General features: G+C 71.0%; 16 protein-coding genes. 9 read left to right on the top strand and 7 right to left on the bottom strand.

What is annotated here, in order from left to right; genetic code table 11:
- Positions 1-30 precede the first annotated feature (30 nt).
- The 8 genes from rpsP to AC6CH0_RS14820 all read left to right on the top strand — a co-directional run bounded on the left by rpsP (position 31) and on the right by AC6CH0_RS14820 (position 5,029).
- Entirely contained in the window at positions 31-438 is a 408-nt protein-coding gene (gene rpsP / locus AC6CH0_RS14855) for a 30S ribosomal protein S16 (RefSeq protein ID WP_498102180.1), read from the top strand.
- Positions 439-442: 4 nt separating this feature from the next.
- Complete coding sequence (locus AC6CH0_RS14850; protein WP_022891825.1) at positions 443-679, top strand: RNA-binding protein; 237 nt, start codon at positions 443-445, stop codon at positions 677-679.
- A gap of 1 nt (position 680) precedes the next feature.
- Positions 681-1,331 (top strand): ribosome maturation factor RimM, encoded by a 651-nt coding sequence (gene rimM, locus AC6CH0_RS14845; RefSeq protein WP_498102178.1) that lies wholly within the window; start codon positions 681-683, stop codon positions 1,329-1,331.
- Between the two features lie 6 nt (positions 1,332-1,337).
- Positions 1,338-2,027 carry a tRNA (guanosine(37)-N1)-methyltransferase TrmD gene (gene trmD / locus AC6CH0_RS14840; protein ID WP_498102176.1) on the top strand — a complete coding sequence of 230 codons (690 nt, stop codon included), beginning with the start codon at positions 1,338-1,340 and terminating at the stop codon, positions 2,025-2,027.
- A 135-nt stretch (positions 2,028-2,162) separates the two neighbouring features.
- Positions 2,163-2,924 (top strand): sirohydrochlorin chelatase, encoded by a 762-nt coding sequence (locus AC6CH0_RS14835; RefSeq protein ID WP_498102174.1) that lies wholly within the window; start codon positions 2,163-2,165, stop codon positions 2,922-2,924.
- Entirely contained in the window at positions 2,921-3,613 is a 693-nt protein-coding gene (mobA, locus tag AC6CH0_RS14830; RefSeq protein ID WP_498102172.1) for a molybdenum cofactor guanylyltransferase, read from the top strand. Before AC6CH0_RS14835 ends, mobA begins: the two co-directional genes overlap by 4 nt.
- Complete coding sequence (locus AC6CH0_RS14825) at positions 3,597-3,833, top strand: DUF6457 domain-containing protein (protein ID WP_498102170.1); 237 nt, start codon at positions 3,597-3,599, stop codon at positions 3,831-3,833. The genes mobA and AC6CH0_RS14825 overlap by 17 nt, the downstream gene beginning before the upstream one ends.
- Positions 3,830-5,029, top strand: coding sequence for a molybdopterin molybdotransferase MoeA (locus tag AC6CH0_RS14820; RefSeq protein ID WP_498102168.1), 1,200 nt, complete (start codon positions 3,830-3,832; stop codon positions 5,027-5,029). The genes AC6CH0_RS14825 and AC6CH0_RS14820 overlap by 4 nt, the downstream gene beginning before the upstream one ends.
- Here AC6CH0_RS14820 and AC6CH0_RS14815 read toward each other — a convergent pair.
- From AC6CH0_RS14815 to nirB, 6 genes are all read right to left on the bottom strand, one after another.
- Positions 5,019-6,653 carry an FAD-dependent oxidoreductase gene (locus AC6CH0_RS14815; protein ID WP_498102166.1) on the bottom strand — a complete coding sequence of 545 codons (1,635 nt, stop codon included), beginning with the start codon at positions 6,651-6,653 and terminating at the stop codon, positions 5,019-5,021. The two genes, AC6CH0_RS14820 and AC6CH0_RS14815, sit on opposite strands and share 11 nt — an antisense overlap.
- Positions 6,650-8,767 carry a molybdopterin oxidoreductase family protein gene (locus AC6CH0_RS14810; protein ID WP_498102164.1) on the bottom strand — a complete coding sequence of 706 codons (2,118 nt, stop codon included), beginning with the start codon at positions 8,765-8,767 and terminating at the stop codon, positions 6,650-6,652. Before AC6CH0_RS14810 ends, AC6CH0_RS14815 begins: the two co-directional genes overlap by 4 nt.
- Positions 8,768-8,778: 11 nt before the next feature.
- Positions 8,779-10,179: an MFS transporter gene (locus AC6CH0_RS14805; protein WP_498102162.1), complete on the bottom strand. Its 1,401-nt coding sequence runs from the start codon at positions 10,177-10,179 to the stop codon at positions 8,779-8,781.
- A gap of 141 nt (positions 10,180-10,320) precedes the next feature.
- Complete coding sequence (locus AC6CH0_RS14800; protein ID WP_498102160.1) at positions 10,321-11,451, bottom strand: uroporphyrinogen-III synthase; 1,131 nt, start codon at positions 11,449-11,451, stop codon at positions 10,321-10,323.
- Positions 11,448-12,224 carry a uroporphyrinogen-III C-methyltransferase gene (gene cobA, locus AC6CH0_RS14795; protein ID WP_498102158.1) on the bottom strand — a complete coding sequence of 259 codons (777 nt, stop codon included), beginning with the start codon at positions 12,222-12,224 and terminating at the stop codon, positions 11,448-11,450. Before cobA ends, AC6CH0_RS14800 begins: the two co-directional genes overlap by 4 nt.
- Entirely contained in the window at positions 12,221-14,833 is a 2,613-nt protein-coding gene (gene nirB / locus AC6CH0_RS14790) for a nitrite reductase large subunit NirB (RefSeq protein WP_498102156.1), read from the bottom strand. Before nirB ends, cobA begins: the two co-directional genes overlap by 4 nt.
- A 198-nt stretch (positions 14,834-15,031) precedes the next feature.
- On the opposite strand from nirB, the gene nirD reads away from it, so the two are divergent.
- Positions 15,032-15,382, top strand: coding sequence for a nitrite reductase small subunit NirD (gene nirD, locus AC6CH0_RS14785; protein WP_498102154.1), 351 nt, complete (start codon positions 15,032-15,034; stop codon positions 15,380-15,382).
- A gap of 75 nt (positions 15,383-15,457) precedes the next feature.
- Here nirD and map read toward each other — a convergent pair whose 3' ends face one another.
- On the bottom strand, positions 15,458-16,225 hold the full coding sequence (gene map, locus AC6CH0_RS14780) for a type I methionyl aminopeptidase (RefSeq protein ID WP_498102152.1): 768 nt from the start codon (positions 16,223-16,225) through the stop codon (positions 15,458-15,460).
- Between the last annotated feature and the right edge of the window lie 54 nt (positions 16,226-16,279).

Genomic DNA, 16,279 nt, shown 5'->3' with positions numbered 1-16,279 from the left:
TCGCCCACCTCATAACATTTCAGGAGAATTGTGGCTGTCAAGATTCGTCTCAAGCGCCTCGGCAAGATCCGTGCGCCGTACTACCGCATCGTCGTCGCAGACTCGCGCACCAAGCGCGACGGTCGTGTGATCGAGGAGATCGGCAAGTACCACCCCACCCAGAACCCCTCGTTCATCGAGGTCGACTCCGAGCGTGCCCAGTACTGGCTCTCCGTCGGCGCGCAGCCGACCGAGCAGGTCGCTGCGATCCTCAAGCTCACGGGCGACTGGGGCAAGTTCAAGGGTGACAAGAACGCCGTGTCGACCGTGCAGGTCGCCGAGCCCAAGGCCGCCTTCGTCGTCGACGAGAAGAAGAAGCCGGTGCTGAAGCCCAAGGCCGAGAAGCCCGCGGCGAAGGTCGAAGAGGCCCCCGCCGAGACCGCGACGGACGAGGCGTAAAGCCTTGCTCCAGTCCGCGCTCGAACACCTCGTCAAGGGGATCGTCGATCACCCTGACGAGGTGAAGGTCGTCTCCGCGTCGAGCGCACGTGGCGAGGTCCTCGAGGTTCATGTGAACCCCGAGGACCTCGGTCGCGTGATCGGCCGCGCCGGCCGTACCGCGAAGGCGCTCCGCACGCTCGTCACGGCGCTCGCCGACGGTCGCCGCGTGCGCGTCGACGTCGTCGACACCGACGACTGACGTGGCAGAGACCGCAGGCACGCAGCTCAGAGTCGGTCGACTCCTGAAGGCGCACGGCCTGAAAGGCGCCATCAAGGTCGAGCTCTACACCGATGACCCCGACCGGCGGTTCGTCCCGGGTGCCGAGTTCTCGCTGCAGGTGCCCGACACCTCGCCGTGGCACGGCAAGCACCTCACCCTTCGCGAGCTCCGCTGGTACAACGGTCACGCCGTCGGCTTCTTCGAGGGCGTCGACGACCGCACCGCGGCCGAGGGCCTCGCGAAGGCCATCCTCTGGGTCACGCACGTCGATGAAGAGGCTCCCGAAGACGACGCCTGGTACGACCACCAGCTCGTCGGTCTCGCGGTGATCCGCGACGGCGAGCGCGTCGGCGAGGTCGCGCACGTCGACCACCTGCCGGCGCAAGACCTCCTGATCGTGAAGACGCGAGGGCGAGAGGTCATGGTGCCGTTCGTCTCGGCGATCGTGCCAGAGGTCGATCTCGAAGCCGGCACGCTCACCGTGACGCCGCCGCCCGGGCTCTTCGAAGAGCTGCCCGACACCGAGGTCGAGGCCGCGCCGGTCGGCGACGCATCGGCCCCGTCGAGCGATTCGGCCGATGCACCGGTGACGGATGCCTCGGCGACCGCCGAGACCGAACCCGGCGAGTAGCCGTCGATGCGCGTCGACATCGTCACGATCTTTCCCGAGTTCTTCTCGGTGCTCGACCTGTCGCTGCTCGGCAAGGCCCGTCAGTCGGGACTCATCGAGGTGACGGCGCACGACCTCCGCGACGCCACGCACGACCGGCATCGCACGGTCGACGACACGCCGTACGGTGGCGGCGCAGGCATGGTCATGAAGCCCGAGCCGTGGGGCGAGGCCATCGACGGCATCGTCGGCGATGGTGCATCCGATGCACTGCTGGTCGTGCCGTCGCCCGCCGGGGAACCGTTCACGCAGCAGATCGCGCGTGAACTCGCCGCCGAAGCGCATCTCGTCTTCGCCTGCGGCCGGTACGAGGGCATCGACCAGCGCGTCGTCGACCACTACGCCACGCGCATGCGCGTGCGGCTCATCAGCCTCGGCGACTACGTGCTGAACGGCGGCGAGGTCGCCGTGATGGCGATGATCGAGGCAGCAGGGCGCCTCGTACCCGGCGTCGTCGGGAATCCCGAGAGCCTCGTCGAGGAATCGCACGAAGACGGCCTCCTCGAATACCCGAGCTACACCAAGCCGGCCGCCTGGCGCGGACTCGACGTGCCCCCAGTGCTGCTCTCGGGCAACCACGGCGCGATCGCCGCGTGGCGTCGTGAACAGCAGCTCGAGCGCACCCGTCGCGTGCGACCGGAACTGCTCGACGAGTAGGTCGTCGACGAAGCTGCGGCGACGTGAGGCAGTCTTCACCTGCCGGAAACACGTGGGTGCGGTGCGCGAAACACGCCGTCCCTAGCGTCGAAGCGGCGGGTGAGACCGGTTCCGCCGGAAAGCGCGGGTCAGCACATGGTCGGGTCCAGCGGCGCCGCAACCCCGTCGGGGCACATCGAGGCGCACCCGCTCCGGCTCGTCGCGGTCACGCATGGGGCGCCGTCCAGCGCGAATCGCGAGGCCGTGATCCGGCTCGTCGACGGCGTGGCGTCGGAACGCCCCGAACTCGATGTCTCGATCAGCTTCGTCGACGCCAGCCGCTCGGATGTCGCGGCGGCACTCGGATCGGACGCCGACGCCGAGGCGGTCATCGTGCCGCTGGTGCTCTCGGCCGGGTTCCACGTGCGCACGCGGCTCTCGCTCGGCCTCGACGACCGCGGCGGGAGCACTCGCCTCGCCGCGGAGCTCGGGCCCGACGACCGCATCGTCGAGGTGCTCGCAGCACGGCTCGGTCGGTTGCAGCTCGCCGATGGCGACGCCGTCGTGCTCGCCGCAGCGGGTTCCAACGACCCGCGAGCCGTGCGCGAGTGCTTCGAGACCGCCCGCCGCCTCGGCCAGCGCCTCGGCCGACCGGTCACCGTCGGGTTCATCGCCGCCGCGATTCCTCGCCTGCCTGACGCGATCGAGATGATCCGAGACGTGCACCCGCGTGCCCGGGTCGTGCTCGGCACCTACCTGCTGGCCCCGGGAACCTTCTACGACGCGGCCGCCGCTGCGGGCGCCGATGCCATCGCGGAGCCGCTGCTGATTCCCGGCGAGTCAGCACCCGACGGTCTCGTCGAGCTCGTGCTCGAGCGATACGCCGAAGCCGGCAGCGCTCGTCTGGAGCGCGCATGACACCCTCGGTGCCCGCGGTCAGCCGGCCGCAGCGAACGGTCGAATACGATGCGATCGTGCTCGCCGGCGGGCGAGGGTCACGACTCGGCGGCATCGACAAGACCGAGCTCACGATCGACGGCGTGAGCCTCGCAGCGCGGGCCGTCCGAGCGGTGGCCGGTGCCCGCGCCGTCGCGTACGTCTCGCACGCCGCGGCTCCGCGATGGGTCGCCGCCGATCAGCGCGTCCGGGTCGCGGCCGAAGACCCGCCGATGGGTGGTCCGGTCGCGGCGATCGCCGCCGGGCTCGCCGGCCTCGCCGACGATGCGCAGCCGTACACCGTCGTGCTCGCCGGCGACCTCATCGGCGCCGCGCCGGCGGTCGCCGCGCTGCTCGCGCGCGCGGGTGCCACGCGGGACGGCGTCGTCGGGGTCGACCCCGACGGCCGAAGCCAGCCGCTGCTCGCCGTCTATCGCACCGCTGCGCTCACCGCCGCCGTCTGCGAGGTGCTCGAGCGAGAGCGGCGCGAGTCGCCCGGCACGCCCACCGGCCGACGGGGTGCATCGATGCGGTCGGTGCTCGGCCGGCTCGAGGTGCGCGGAATCGCGCTGCCCGCCAGCTGGTGTGCCGACATCGACACCCCCGCCGACGCCGCGCGTCACGGCATCGAGCTGTCCTCGACCGAGGTGCGTCGTGTCCGGGTCGCGTGACCTCGAGGGCTGGGCGCGCGAGCTCGCCGAGGCGTTCGGACTCGACGCCGACCCTGACATCGTCGCCGTACTCGACCTGGCCCGCATCGCCGCGCACGGCGTCGCACGTCCAGCTGCACCGCTGACGACCTTCATCGCGGGGTATGCGGCAGCCCGGGGCATCCCGCTCGCCGAGGTCACCGCCGAGGTCGAACGTCGTCTGGGCGAGGGGTCGCCGTGAGCGGACTCGCATGGGATGAGGCGAGGCGGGTCGTCTGGCAGGCCGGCGCACGGCGCCCTCTCCGCGCAGAGACCGTTCCCATCGCGCGCGCCGACGGACGGCGGCTCGCCACGGCCGTGCACGCCCTCGTCGACCTGCCAACGGCCGATGTCAGCGCGATGGATGGCTGGGCGGTGGCCGGCCAGGGCCCCTGGCGCGTCGACGGCGCCGTCGTCATGGGCGCGCCGCCGGCACAGCTGCTGCCGGCCGGCATGGCGCGGGCCATCACGACCGGTGCGGCCGTGCCACCCGGTACGCTCGGCATCCTCCGATCCGAACACGGTGCGTCGCTCCCGGGCGCACCCGGCCTGCTCCACTCCGAGCAGGCGCGGCCGATCGACGAGGGCCGCGACATCCGCCGCCGCGGAGAAGAGCTGCGCCTCGGAGAGCCCCTGATCCGTGCAGGTGCTCGCTTGACGCCGCCGCGCCTGGCGCTCGCCGCGGTGGCCGGTCACGACACCGTCGAAGTGCATGCCGTGCCGCGCGTCGAACTCGTCGTGACCGGCGACGAGGTCGTGCCGGCGGGGATGCCGCGACCCGGCACGGTGCGCGACGCCTTCGGTCCCTCGCTGCCCGCCGTGCTCGACCGATTCGGGGCGATCGCGACGACGCGACGCATCCCCGACCGCCTCGACCCCTTCATCGAGCTGTTCGCCACCGGTCGACCAGAGCTGTTCATCACCACCGGCGGCACCGCCGGCGGCCGCGGCGACCTGCTGCGGCAGGCGATCGTCGCCGAGGGCGGCTCGGTCGAGTTCGCCGGAGTGGCCATGCGTCCCGGACATCCCGTGCTGCTGGCGCGCACGAGCGCCGGTGTGCCCGTGCTCGGCCTGCCCGGCAATCCACTGGCAGCGTTCGCCTGCCTGCTCAGCTTCTTTGCGCCGTGGCTCGACGGGGCTTCGGCACGCTCGGTCGGCGCGCTCGACGAGATGCCGGTCGACGGCCTCCCCGAACACCGTGGCGGGCACCTGCTGACCCCGTTCGAGTGGATCGACGGGGCACCGGTGCCGTCTCGATGGAGCGGTTCGGCGATGCTCCGCGGGCTCGCCGATGCGGACGGCCTGCTCGTCTCTGCCGCGGGCGACGGGCAGCGCACGGCCCGGATACTCCGTCTCCCGTGGTGCGTCCCTCCCGTGGCGAGTCGCCTCAGGGAGTGAGGCTCGGCGTCTCGTCGGCCTCGGCCGCGCGAGCGAGGATCTCGGCGATGCGACCCTTGCAGCCGCCGCATCCTGTTCCGGCGCGAGTGTCGCGACCGATCCCCTCGACCGTGGTGTTGCCGCATGCCGCCGACTCCTCGATGCGGCCGACGTTCACGCCGTTGCACCAGCACACCGTGGCGGCCGGGGCGAAGGCATCGGCGTCGCTACTGGGGTCGTAGTCGGGTCCGTCGAAACGCAGCAGCATCGATCGATCGGCCGGCAGCTCGCCGCGGCGTTCGAACAGCAGCGTCAGTTCGGCCGCCGTGCGCGGCATGCCGACGCACACGAACCCCGTGAGCACGCCGTCTTCGGTGACCATCTTGACGTACCGCAGGTGTTCGGGGTCCGCCCACTGCGACACGCGTCGGCGGGGATGCAGGGCGTCGTCATCCCATGGATCGGCGGCGATCTCGCCCACCGCCACGACGTCGATGTGCTCGGCCTTGAGCATCACGATCGGCTCGCGTTCGGCGGGAGCCGCGGCATCCGTCGCTTGGCCTGCTGCGCTGGCGTCGCCCATCGTGCCGGAAGCCGACGCGGTGAACGCGCCGGCGAGCCAGGATGCCTGCCGCCAGCCCGGGCCGACGAGGCCGGAGGGCGCGCCCGGCAGAGCGCGTTGGCCGGCGAGTTCGTCGGTGCGCTCGACGACCTGCGCGCAGTCGCCGATCGCGTAGACGTCGGGGTCGGTCCAGGACGCGAGGCCCGAACCGACGACGACACCGACCGCGGTGCGCAGCCCGGCGAGCGTGGCGAGCTCGTTGCGGGGGCTCACGCCGCACGAGAGCACGAGCAGGTCGCCGCGCAGTTGCTTGCCGTCGGCGGTCACGAGCAGGTCGAACCGTCGCGTGCCGTCGTCGTCGGTGCGGAACGCCACGGCTTCCGCCCGGCTGTGCGCGATCACGGTCACGCCGGAGCGCCGGAGCGCCGCCCGCAGCACCTGGCCGCCGCCGCGATCGAGGTTGCGCGGCATCGGGTGCGGGCCGTGGTGCACGACGCACACCTGGGCGCCGGCATGGGCGGCCGCGAGCGCGAGTTCGAGCCCAAGCACACCGGCGCCGAGCACGACGATGCGCTTGCGGTCCCGCACTGCCTCGAGCACGCGCTCGGCGTCGGCGAGGTCGCGGAGCGCCGTGATGCCGACGGGCAGCTCGTCGTCGCGGGCTACGAGTTGGCGCGCGTACTTCTCGAGCGAGGAGAGGTCCCTGCGGTGGCGCTCCACGCCGTCGAGGGTGGGCACGTTCGCCCGCGACCCTGTCGCGAGCACGAGCCGGTCGTAGGCGATCGTCTCACCGGTCGAGAGGTGCACGAGGTGCGCTGAGCGCTCGATCGATGTCGCCGCGACGCCGAGGAGCACGCGCGCACCGGCGGCTTCTGCGGCGTCGCGGTCGCCGACGAGCATCGATTCGAGTTCGGTGTTTCCGACGGCGTACTCGGCGACCAGCACACGGTTGTACGCCTCCACGTCTTCGCCGGCGACAACGGTGAGCTCGATGGTGCCGCGCTGCACCGCGGGAAGCAGTTCCTCGACGAAGCGGGCGCCGACGGGGCCGTAGCCGACGAGCACCACCTTCATCGCGCTCATGCCGCCGCTCCGGCGGTGGTGGTGCCTGCGCGCTCGACGCGCACCACGTTCGTCTTGAACTCCGGCATCGAGGAGATGGGGTCCACAGCATCCGATGTCACGAGATTCGCCGCCTGTTCGTCGCCGTAGTGAAAGGGGAGGAAGACCGTGTCGGGCCGGATGTCGGCCGTGAGCCGTGCCCGGCAGCGCACCGTGCCGCGAGGATTGGAGAGCTCGACGAGATCGCCGTCGGAGATGCCGAGTCGCTCGGCGGTGGCCGGATGCATCGCGGCACGCGCCTCGGGTTGGGCGCCTGCGAGTTCGGGCACGCGCCGGGTCTGCGCGCCGCTCTGGTAGTGCTCGAGGAGCCGGCCCGTGATGAGGGTGAGCTCTCCCGGCAGGGGGCGCGGATGCGCGGCCTCCCGCACGGAGACGGCAACGAGTCGTGCGAGACCGTCGGGGTGCGCGAATCGCTCGGCGAAGAGCCTGGGAGTGCCGGCGCTGCCGCGCGGGTACGGCCAGTACGCCGCCTCGCCGGCATCCAGCCGGGCGTAGTCGATGCCCGAATAGTCGGCGAGGCCACCCTCGGAGGCGAGGCGCAGCTCCTCGAAGACCCGCTCGGGGTCGGTGTCGAACGTCGCGCGGCACTCGAGGCGACGGGCGAGTTCGGCGAGGATCCAGAGCTCGTCGCGAACACCGGCCGGCGGCGTGATCGCACGCCGGCGACGGATGACGCGGCCCTCGAGCGAGGTCATCGTGCCCTCCTCCTCGGCCCACTGCGTGATGGGCAGCACGACATCGGCGAGCGCCGCCGTCTCGGAGAGGAAGAAGTCGCACACGACGAGCAGGTCGAGCGCCGCGATGCGTTCCCGCACGGCCGCGACGTTCGGCGAGGAGACCACGAGGTTCGAGCCGTGCACCAGGAGCGCGCGAACTCCGCCCTCTCGCCCGAGCGACTGCAGGAGCTCGACCGCGGGAACGCCGGGTCCGGGAATCTCCGAGGGGTCGACGCCCCAGACGCGTGCGACGTGCGCGCGTGCCTCGGGGTCGGTGATCTTGCGGTACCCGGGCAGCTGGTCGCACTTCTGGCCGTGCTCGCGCCCGCCCTGGCCGTTGCCCTGCCCCGTCAGGGTGCCGTAGCCGCTTCCGACCCGTCCGGGCAGGCCGAGGAGCAGCGCCAGGTTGATCGCGGCGGTCGCGGTGTCGGTGCCGTCGACGTGCTGCTCGACCCCGCGCCCGGTGAGAATGTACGTGTTGCCGCCCGAAGCGAGTCGACGTGCCAGTCGTCGAACGGTGAGGGCTGCGACCCCGGTCACGGACTGCACACGCTCGGGCCACCACGATGCCACGCTGCGCCGAATCGACTCGATGCCCACCGTGCGAGCTGCGACGTAGTCGAGGTCGATGAGGCCCTCGGCGATCACCACGTGGGTGAGACCGAGCAGCAGCGCGAGGTCGGTGCCGGGCATCGGCTGGACGTGCAGGCCGCGGCCCTCCTCGGTGAGACGGGCGGTCGCCGTGCGGCGCGGATCGACGACGACGAGTCCGCCGGCGGCCTGGGCACCGGTGAGGTGGCCGATGAACGGCGGCATCGTCTCGGCGACGTTGGTGCCGAGCAGCAGGATCGTAGATGCGTCGTCGAGGTCCTCGAGCGGAAACGGCAGGCCTCGATCGAGCCCGAATGCGCGGTTGCCGGCCGCAGCAGCGGACGACATGCAGTAGCGGCCGTTGTAGTCGATACGACTCGTGCCGACGGCCAGCCGCGCGAACTTGCCGAGCAGGTACGCCTTTTCGTTCGTGAGCCCGCCACCGCCGAACACGCCGATCGCATCGGGGCCGTGCTGTTGCCGGATGCCGCGGAGCGATGCCGCGATGAGATCGAGCGCCTCAGTCCAGGTCGATTCGTGGAGCGCACCGTCGGTGCCCCGCACGAGCGGGGCACCGAGGCGCGACGGAGCAGCGAGCAGTTCCGCCGAGGTCCAGCCCTTCTTGCAGAGCCCGCCGCGGTTCGTCGGGAAGTCGCGCCCGGCCACGGTCACCGGTGCGGTCGCGGCATCCGGCGACGGAACCGGGGTGAGGGTCATCGCACACTGCAGGGCGCAGTACGGGCAGTGCGTGTCGGCGGGGCTCGGCATCCGGTCTCGATTCAGATCTTGTGTTCGCGCAGGCGGCCGGAGCGCACGTACACGAAGTAGGTGAGGAGCAGCAGCGCGGCGTACCCCGCGATGAAGCCCAGGAAGGCGCCGGCGTAGCCACCGGTCGTCTGGAACGAGAGGTTCAGCACCTGGGGGATGAGGAATCCGCCATACGCGCCGATCGCCGAGATCAGGCCGAGGGCCGCGGCAGCCTTGCGCTGCGTCGACACGTCGCCGGCACCGGTTCCGGCGCGCACCGCGAAGACCACGGGAACCATGCGGTAGGTCGAGCCGTTGCCGACGCCCGCTGCAGTGAACAGCAGCAGGAACAAGCCGAGGAACAGCCAGAAGTTGCCGAGGGGGAGGGTGAGCAGCACGCCGAAGGTGATCGTGCCCATCGCCGCGAACGCGAGCATCGTGATGCGGGCGCCGCCGAAGCGGTCGGACAGCCGACCGCCGTACGGGCGGGCGAGCGAACCGACGAGCGCCCCGAGGAACGCGAGCGAGATCGAAGTGCCGCCGACGGCGATGCCGGAGAACTCGGGGAACTGGTCGGCGATGAGCTTCGGGAAGACGCTGGCGAAGCCGATGAACGAGCCGAAGGTGCCGATGTAGAGTACGGCGAGCACCCAGAGGTGGGGCTCGCGGAGTGCAGCCGCCGAGCCCGCGAAGTCGGCCTTCGCGCTCGAGAGGTTGTCCATGTAGCGGTAGGCGCCGAACATCGCGAGCAGGATGAAGGGGACCCAGATCCAGCCGGCGAGCGGAAGGTTCAGCGTGGCGCCCGCACCGATCGTGATGACGATCGGCACGACGAACTGCGCGACGGCTGCCCCGAGGTTTCCGCCCGCGGCGTTCAGGCCGAGTGCCCAGCCCTTCTCGCGTTGCGGATAGAAGAAGGTGATGTTCGACATCGAGCTCGCGAAGTTGCCGCCGCCGAAGCCGGCGAGCGCGGCGATGAGCAGCAGCACGCCGAACGGGGTGTCGGGGTTGCCGACCACGACGGCCAGCAGGATCGCCGGGGCGAGCAGCAGGCCGGCGGAGATGATCGTCCAGTTGCGACCGCCGAACTTCGGAACGAGGAACGAGTACGGAATTCGAAGGGTGGCGCCCACGAGGCTCGGAATCGAGATCAGCCAGAAGATCTCATTCGTGCCGAGGTCGAAGCCTGCGGCCGGCAGGGTCACGGCGACGATCGACCAGAGCTGCCAGACGACGAAGCCGAGGAACTCGGCGAAGATCGACCAGCGGAGATTGCGTCGGGCGATCGAGCGACCCGCCGTCTGCCATTGCTCGTCGTCTTCGGGGTTCCAGTTGTCGATCCATCGCCCTGGACGGGTCACGAGGGCCGGCGCGGCGGCATCGGTGGAAGGTGCGTCGACGTGCGGCGGTGCGGCGTTCACGGTGTCGGTCATCGGGGCCTCCGGGGAGAGTCGGTCACGGGGTCGAGCTGGTGTGCCCGACGCTATTCGGCCGGTGTTTCCGCGGGGCGTGCCGGTCGTAAACCCTGCGTCTCCAGCTGCTCACCCGGCGTGCAGCGGGGTGTGAGGTCGTCATCAGACGTCCATCCGGTAGCCGCGCTTGACGACCGTCGCGATGAGCCCCGGGACGCCGATCGTCTGGCGGAGCCGGCTCAGGGCCACCTCGAGGGCGTGCTCGTCGTTCGTGCCGGGGAGTGCGGCGGTGAGCCGGTCCCGGGACACGACCGATCCCCGCGCCTGCACGAGCGTGCGGAGGATCGTGAGGGCGACCGGGGGCAGCGCGACGTGACGCTCGTCGACGACGACGACTGCGCCGCGAAGCTCGACGGGGCCGCGGCGCGTGTCGAGCCGGACCACCCGGTTCGATTCGAGATGCTCGCAGACGAGCCGGATGAGCGCACCCATCCGATACCGCTCCGGCTGGATGGGCTCGACACCGGCGGCGATGAGCGGTGCTGCGGTGACAGGCCCGACGACGGCCGCGACGACCGGGCCGCACATGGCGTCGACGAGATCGTCGTATCGTCCCCGAACCTCGGCCGCGGCGAGCAGCGCGTGCACCGCGGGGGCGCTCGTGAACGTGATGCAGTCGAGTCCGCCGGTGCAGGCGGACTCGATCAAGCGATCGACCCGCTCGTCGGACTCGTCGGGCTCGATCCACCGGTACGGCTCGACGGTCAGCACTCGGTCGTGCGCGTCGCGCAGGCGATCGAGCTGCGACGGGTTCAGGAAGCCATGCAGCTGCACGGCGACCGTGAGCCCAGCGGGTCTCGTCGCGAGCACCTCGTCGATGAGAGATTCGGTGGTCTCCTCGGCACTCATGCCGACGTCGTTCAGGCCGGCGGCACGGATGCCTCCGCGTGCCTTCGGCCCGCGCACCAGGATCGCCGTTCGGGAGAGCGCGTCGACGAGCTCCTCGCCGAGCCCCGCGGCATCCGCGACCTCGAACCAGCGGCGCACCCCGTAGGCGGTCGTGGCGAGCAGCACGTCGGGTCGCGCCTCGATGATGGCGCGGGTGTCGGCGATCACCGGGTCGTCCGAGACGGCGTTCGCCATGCGCAATGTCGGTGCGTGCAGCACCTGTGCTCCACGCCGGGCCAGGGCATCGATGAGGTCGGCCGAGCGGCGGTCGCTGGTCACGCCGATGCGGAACCCCTCGAGTTGGTCCGCGCGGAAGCCCGGCGGGCATTCGGCGACGTCGGTCATGACGCCACCGCGGTGAATCCGGCGGCCCGCTGCATGAGTTCTGCGGCGCTGGCGTCACCGTCGTAGGCGAGCCGCACGACCTCGCCGACCACGACCACGGCGGGCGAGGTCACGTGTGCGCGGCCGGCCGCCAGCACGATGCCGCTGAGATCGCCGGTCGTGGTGCGCTGGTCCGCCTGGAAGCCGCGTTCGATGATGGCGACGGGCATCCCGGCCGGCATGCCGTGGCGCGCGAGTCCGGCGGTGAGCGACGGCAGGGAGTTCACGCCCATGAGCACGACGATGGTGCCGCCGAGGCCGGCGAGGTGGCCGAGCTCGTCGTCGGTGAGCGGTGCATGGCCGGAGACGACGGTGAAGAGGTGGCTGACTCCGCGATGGGTCAGGGGGATGCCGGCCGCGCCGGGAACGGCGACGGCGCTCGTCACGCCCGGAATGACCTCGACGGGCACTCCCGCCGCGTGACACGCGATGACCTCCTCGCTACCGCGGCCGAGCACGTACGGATCTCCGCCCTTCAGGCGCACGACGTGGCGCCCGGCGAGTGCCTGCTCGACGAGTTGGGCCTCGATCTCGGACTGCGGCACGGCGTGGTGGCCCGGCCGCTTGCCGACGTCGACGAGCTCGGCGTTCGGAGCGAGGTGGTGCAGGCGATCGTGGGGCGCGAGCCGGTCATAGAGCACCACGTCGGCTTCGCCGAGCGCTCGCAACGCGGCGAGCGTCAGCAGGTCTTCACGCCCCGGGCCGCCGCCGACGAGGGTCACCCGGCCCGTCATGCGTCGGCTCCCCGAACGGGAATGGTCGTGCCGGCGACGAGCACGGCCTCGCCCCGCTCTCGTTCTTCAGCGGTCGCCGGGCGGAACTGCTCGCGTTCGGGAACGCGAGCGATCGAAGGGTCGGGCTCGTTCGGCGCGTTCACGAAGGAGCGGAAGCGCCGCAACCGGTCGGGATCGGCGAGGGTCGCCGCCCACTCGTCTTCATACGTGTCGACGTGCTTCGTCATCGCGTGCTCGAGCTCCTCGGCGAGGCCGAGTGAGTCGTTCACGACGACATCGCGCACATGGTCGAGCCCGCCTTCGATGTCCTCGATCCAGCGGGCGGTGCGCTGCAGTCGGTCCGCAGTGCGGATGTAGTACATGATGTAGCGGTCGATGTAGCGCAGCAGCGTCTCGTCGTCGAGGTCGCTCGCGAGCAGCTGCGCGTGAGCGGGCTGGAAGCCGCCGTTGCCGCCCACGTACATGTTCCAGCCCTGGTCGGTGGCGATCACGCCGACATCCTTCGCCCGTGCCTCGGCGCATTCGCGAGCACATCCCGAGACGCCGAACTTCAACTTGTGCGGTGAACGCAGGCCCCGGTAGCGGAGTTCGAGCTGCACGGCCATCGCCACCGAGTCCTGCACGCCGTAGCGGCACCAGGTCGAGCCGACGCAGCTCTTCACGTTGCGCAGGGCCTTGCCGTACGCCTGTCCCGATTCGAATCCGGCGTCGACGAGTTGCTTCCAGATCTCGGGCAGCTGGTCGAGCCGGGCGCCGAAGAGGTCGATGCGCTGGCCGCCGGTGATCTTCGTGTAGAGGCCGAAGTCCGTCGCGACCTGGGCGATCACGGCGAGCTTCTGCGGCGTGATCTCTCCCGCGGGGATGCGCGGGACCACCGAATAGGTGCCGTCCTTCTGCATGTTGGCCATGGCGCGGTCGTTCGTGTCCTGCAGGCCGCCGCGGCCGCCGTCGAGGATGTACGAACCGTGCTGGGCGGCGAGGATCGAGCCCACGACCGGCTTGCAGACGTCGCAGCCCCTGCCGCTGCCGAGGCGGACGATGATCTCGTCGAACGAGGTCAGTTCGAGCACGCGGATCGACTCGAAGAGCTCCTGCCGCGAGAGTTCGAAGTGCTCGCACAGCGCGCGCGAGGGCGTGACGCCCGACTTCTTCAGCTCGGACTCGAGCAGTTTCTTCACGAGCGGCACGCACGAGCCGCACTGCGTGCCCGCCCGAGTGCAGGTCTTCAGGGCGCCGAGCTCGGTGCATCCCTCTGCATGACCCTCGGGTCCGCCGTTCACCGCATCGCGGATGGTGCCGGCTGCGACGTTGTTGCAGGCGCAGACGAGCGCGGCGTCGGGCAGCTCGTCGTTCGCAGGCGGCTCCATGCCCGATGCCGAGAGGTAGGCGGCGGGCTCGCTCGAGAGCTGCGTGCCGAGCAGCGGCCGCAACGATGCGTACGGGGAGGCGTCGCCGACGAAGATGCCGCCGAGCAGCGTCTTCGCATCGTCGGTCATGACGAGCTTCTGGTAGAGCCCGCGAGCGGGGTCGGCGTAGACGATCTCGAGCGCCTGCTCGGTGCGGCCGAGCGCGTCGCCGAAACTCGCCACGTCGACGCCCGAGAGCTTCAGCTTCGTCGCGTCATCGACGCTCGTGAACTCGGCCGCGCCGCCGAGCAGTCGATCGGCGACCACCTCGGCCATGGCGTTCGCTGGGGCGACGAGGCCGGTGCAGCGTCCCTCGAAGCTCGCGACCTCGCCGATCGCCCAGATGTGCGGTTCGGATGCCGCGCACGCCGTGCTGATCGCCACGCCGCCGCGCGGGCCGAGCTCGAGCCCGATTCCCCGCGCGAGTTCATCGCGCGGGCTGATGCCGATGGCGAAGACGAGGAGATCTGCCGAGATGACTCGGCCGTTCGTGAGCTCCACGCCGGTGACAGCGTCGCTCTCGATAAGGATCGCCGCCGGGCGTGTGCCGAGGTGGAGGCCGATGCCCTGCCCGGAGATGATGCGACCGAGTGCACGGCCGGCGCCTTCGTCGAGCTGGGCCGACATGAGCCAGCCGCCCGAGTGCACGACGGCTGCGTGGGCGCCGAGCTTGGCGAGCCCGCCCGCTGCTTCGAGCCCGAGCAGTCCGCCGCCGGCGACGACGACCTGCGCCGGACGCCCGTGACGTTCCGCGAGCTCGCGGGTCTCGGCGACCAGGGCGTCGACATCGTCGATCGTGCGGTACACGCGAGCGTGCTCGTGCCCGGGAATCTCGGGCACCGGGGCGCTCGATCCGGTGGCGAGCACGAGCTCATCCCAGTGCAGGGCGAGGCCACCCGAAGTGGTCGCGGTGTGCGCACCGGGGTCGATGGCGACGACGCGCTCGCCGGTGAGGAGGCGGACGTGGCCGTCGGCCCACATCGACGACGGCCGCAGGGTGAGGTCTGCCGCGCCATCCGCGAGTCTCGTGCTGAGCGCCACGCGATCGTACGGTTCGTGGATCTCCTCGCCGACGACGGTGACCCGCAGGGTGCGGTCGGCATCGCGGGCGTGCAGGCTGTCGGCGAGTCGGTGCGCTGCGGGCCCGCCGCCGACGATGACGACGTCGCGCACGCCTGATGCGGCGGTGTTGCTCTCGGTCATGGCTGCCTCCGTGGCTCGAATGAGGCGAGCGTACGACCGGCCGGTTTCCGCCCTGTTTCGGGCCGGTAACCGCAGCGGTCCTCCGCCGCACTGCCGGTGGAGAGCCATGTGAGGACGGTTTCACCCCGTCGAAACATCTGAAGGCGTCGCGGGAAACACCGTCCGCCTAGCGTCGAGGGCACGACGAGAGGAGCCGTCATGTCGTTGACGCTCGAGACGACCACCACGTGGACGAGTACCTGCGCGGTCGACGAACTGGAAGTGGGCTGGGGTGAGGTCGCCCTGCTCGGGCGCACACAGGTCGCCCTGATCCGACTCACCGGAGACGAGGTGTACGCCGTGGATCACCACGACCCCCACACGGGCGCGCCCGTGATGGCCCGGGGCATCGTCGGCTCGCGAGGCGACCGACCGACGATCGCCTCGCCCCTGCACAAGCAGGTCTACGACCTCGGCACCGGAGAGTGCTTCACCGACTCGGCGCTCGCGCTGCGGACCTATCGCACCCGCATCGTCGGCGGCATGATCGAGGTGGAACTCGAGGCGTGAGACCTCGGCGCGGGCCTTCCGCGCTCAGGAGCGCCGTGCGCTCAGGAGCGCTGCGCGCTCAGGCGCGCCGTGCGCTCAGGAACGCTGCGTGAGCACGATGGGGTCGCCCTCGGTGACCGCGATGGTGTGCTCCGAGTGCGCGCCGCGAGAGCCGTCGGCGCTGCGCAGCGTCCAGCCGTCCGGATCGGTGAAGATGCGGTCGGTCGTCTCGAGGAACCACGGCTCGATCGCGATGACGAGCCCGGGCTTGAGCGGCAGGCCTCGTCCGGGGCGCCCATTGTTCGGAATGTGCGGGTCGCCGTGCATGGTGCGCCCGACGCCGTGCCCGCCGAAGTCGGTGTTGATCGAGTAGCCCTCGGCCTTCGCGACGTCCGCGATGGCCCGCGAGATATCGCCGATGCGGTTGCCGACGCGAGCAGCGGCGATGCCGGCGTCGAGCGCCCGTCGTGTCGTGTCGATCAGCCGCAGGTCTTCGTCGCGCGCGGTGCCGACGACGACCGAGATCGCCGAGTCGGCGACCCATCCGTTCACTGACGCCGCGAAGTCCAGACTCAACAGGTCGCCGTCGCGCAGAGTGTAGTCATGGGGGAGCCCGTGCAGCACCGCGTCGTTCACCGAGGTGCAGAGCACCTTGCCGAACGGGCTCGCGCCGAACGACGGATGGTAGTCGATGTAGCAGCTCTCGGCGCCCGAGGCGCGGATCATCTCGTGCGCGAGGGCGTCGAGCTCGAGCAGGTTCACGCCGGCGGCTGCAGCAGCCGAGGTCGCCTCCAGCACGCTCGCCACGAACCGGCCGGCCGGCCGCATCTCCTCGATCTCGGCGGTGGTACGAAGTTCAATCACGCTCATCCTCTCCACCCCCATTCTGTCGGCTCCGCCCTGAGTGAACACCCGGCT

This window comes from Agromyces sp. GQ35, from assembly GCF_059758475.1.
This window is presented reverse-complemented; position numbering and strand designations above follow the sequence as displayed.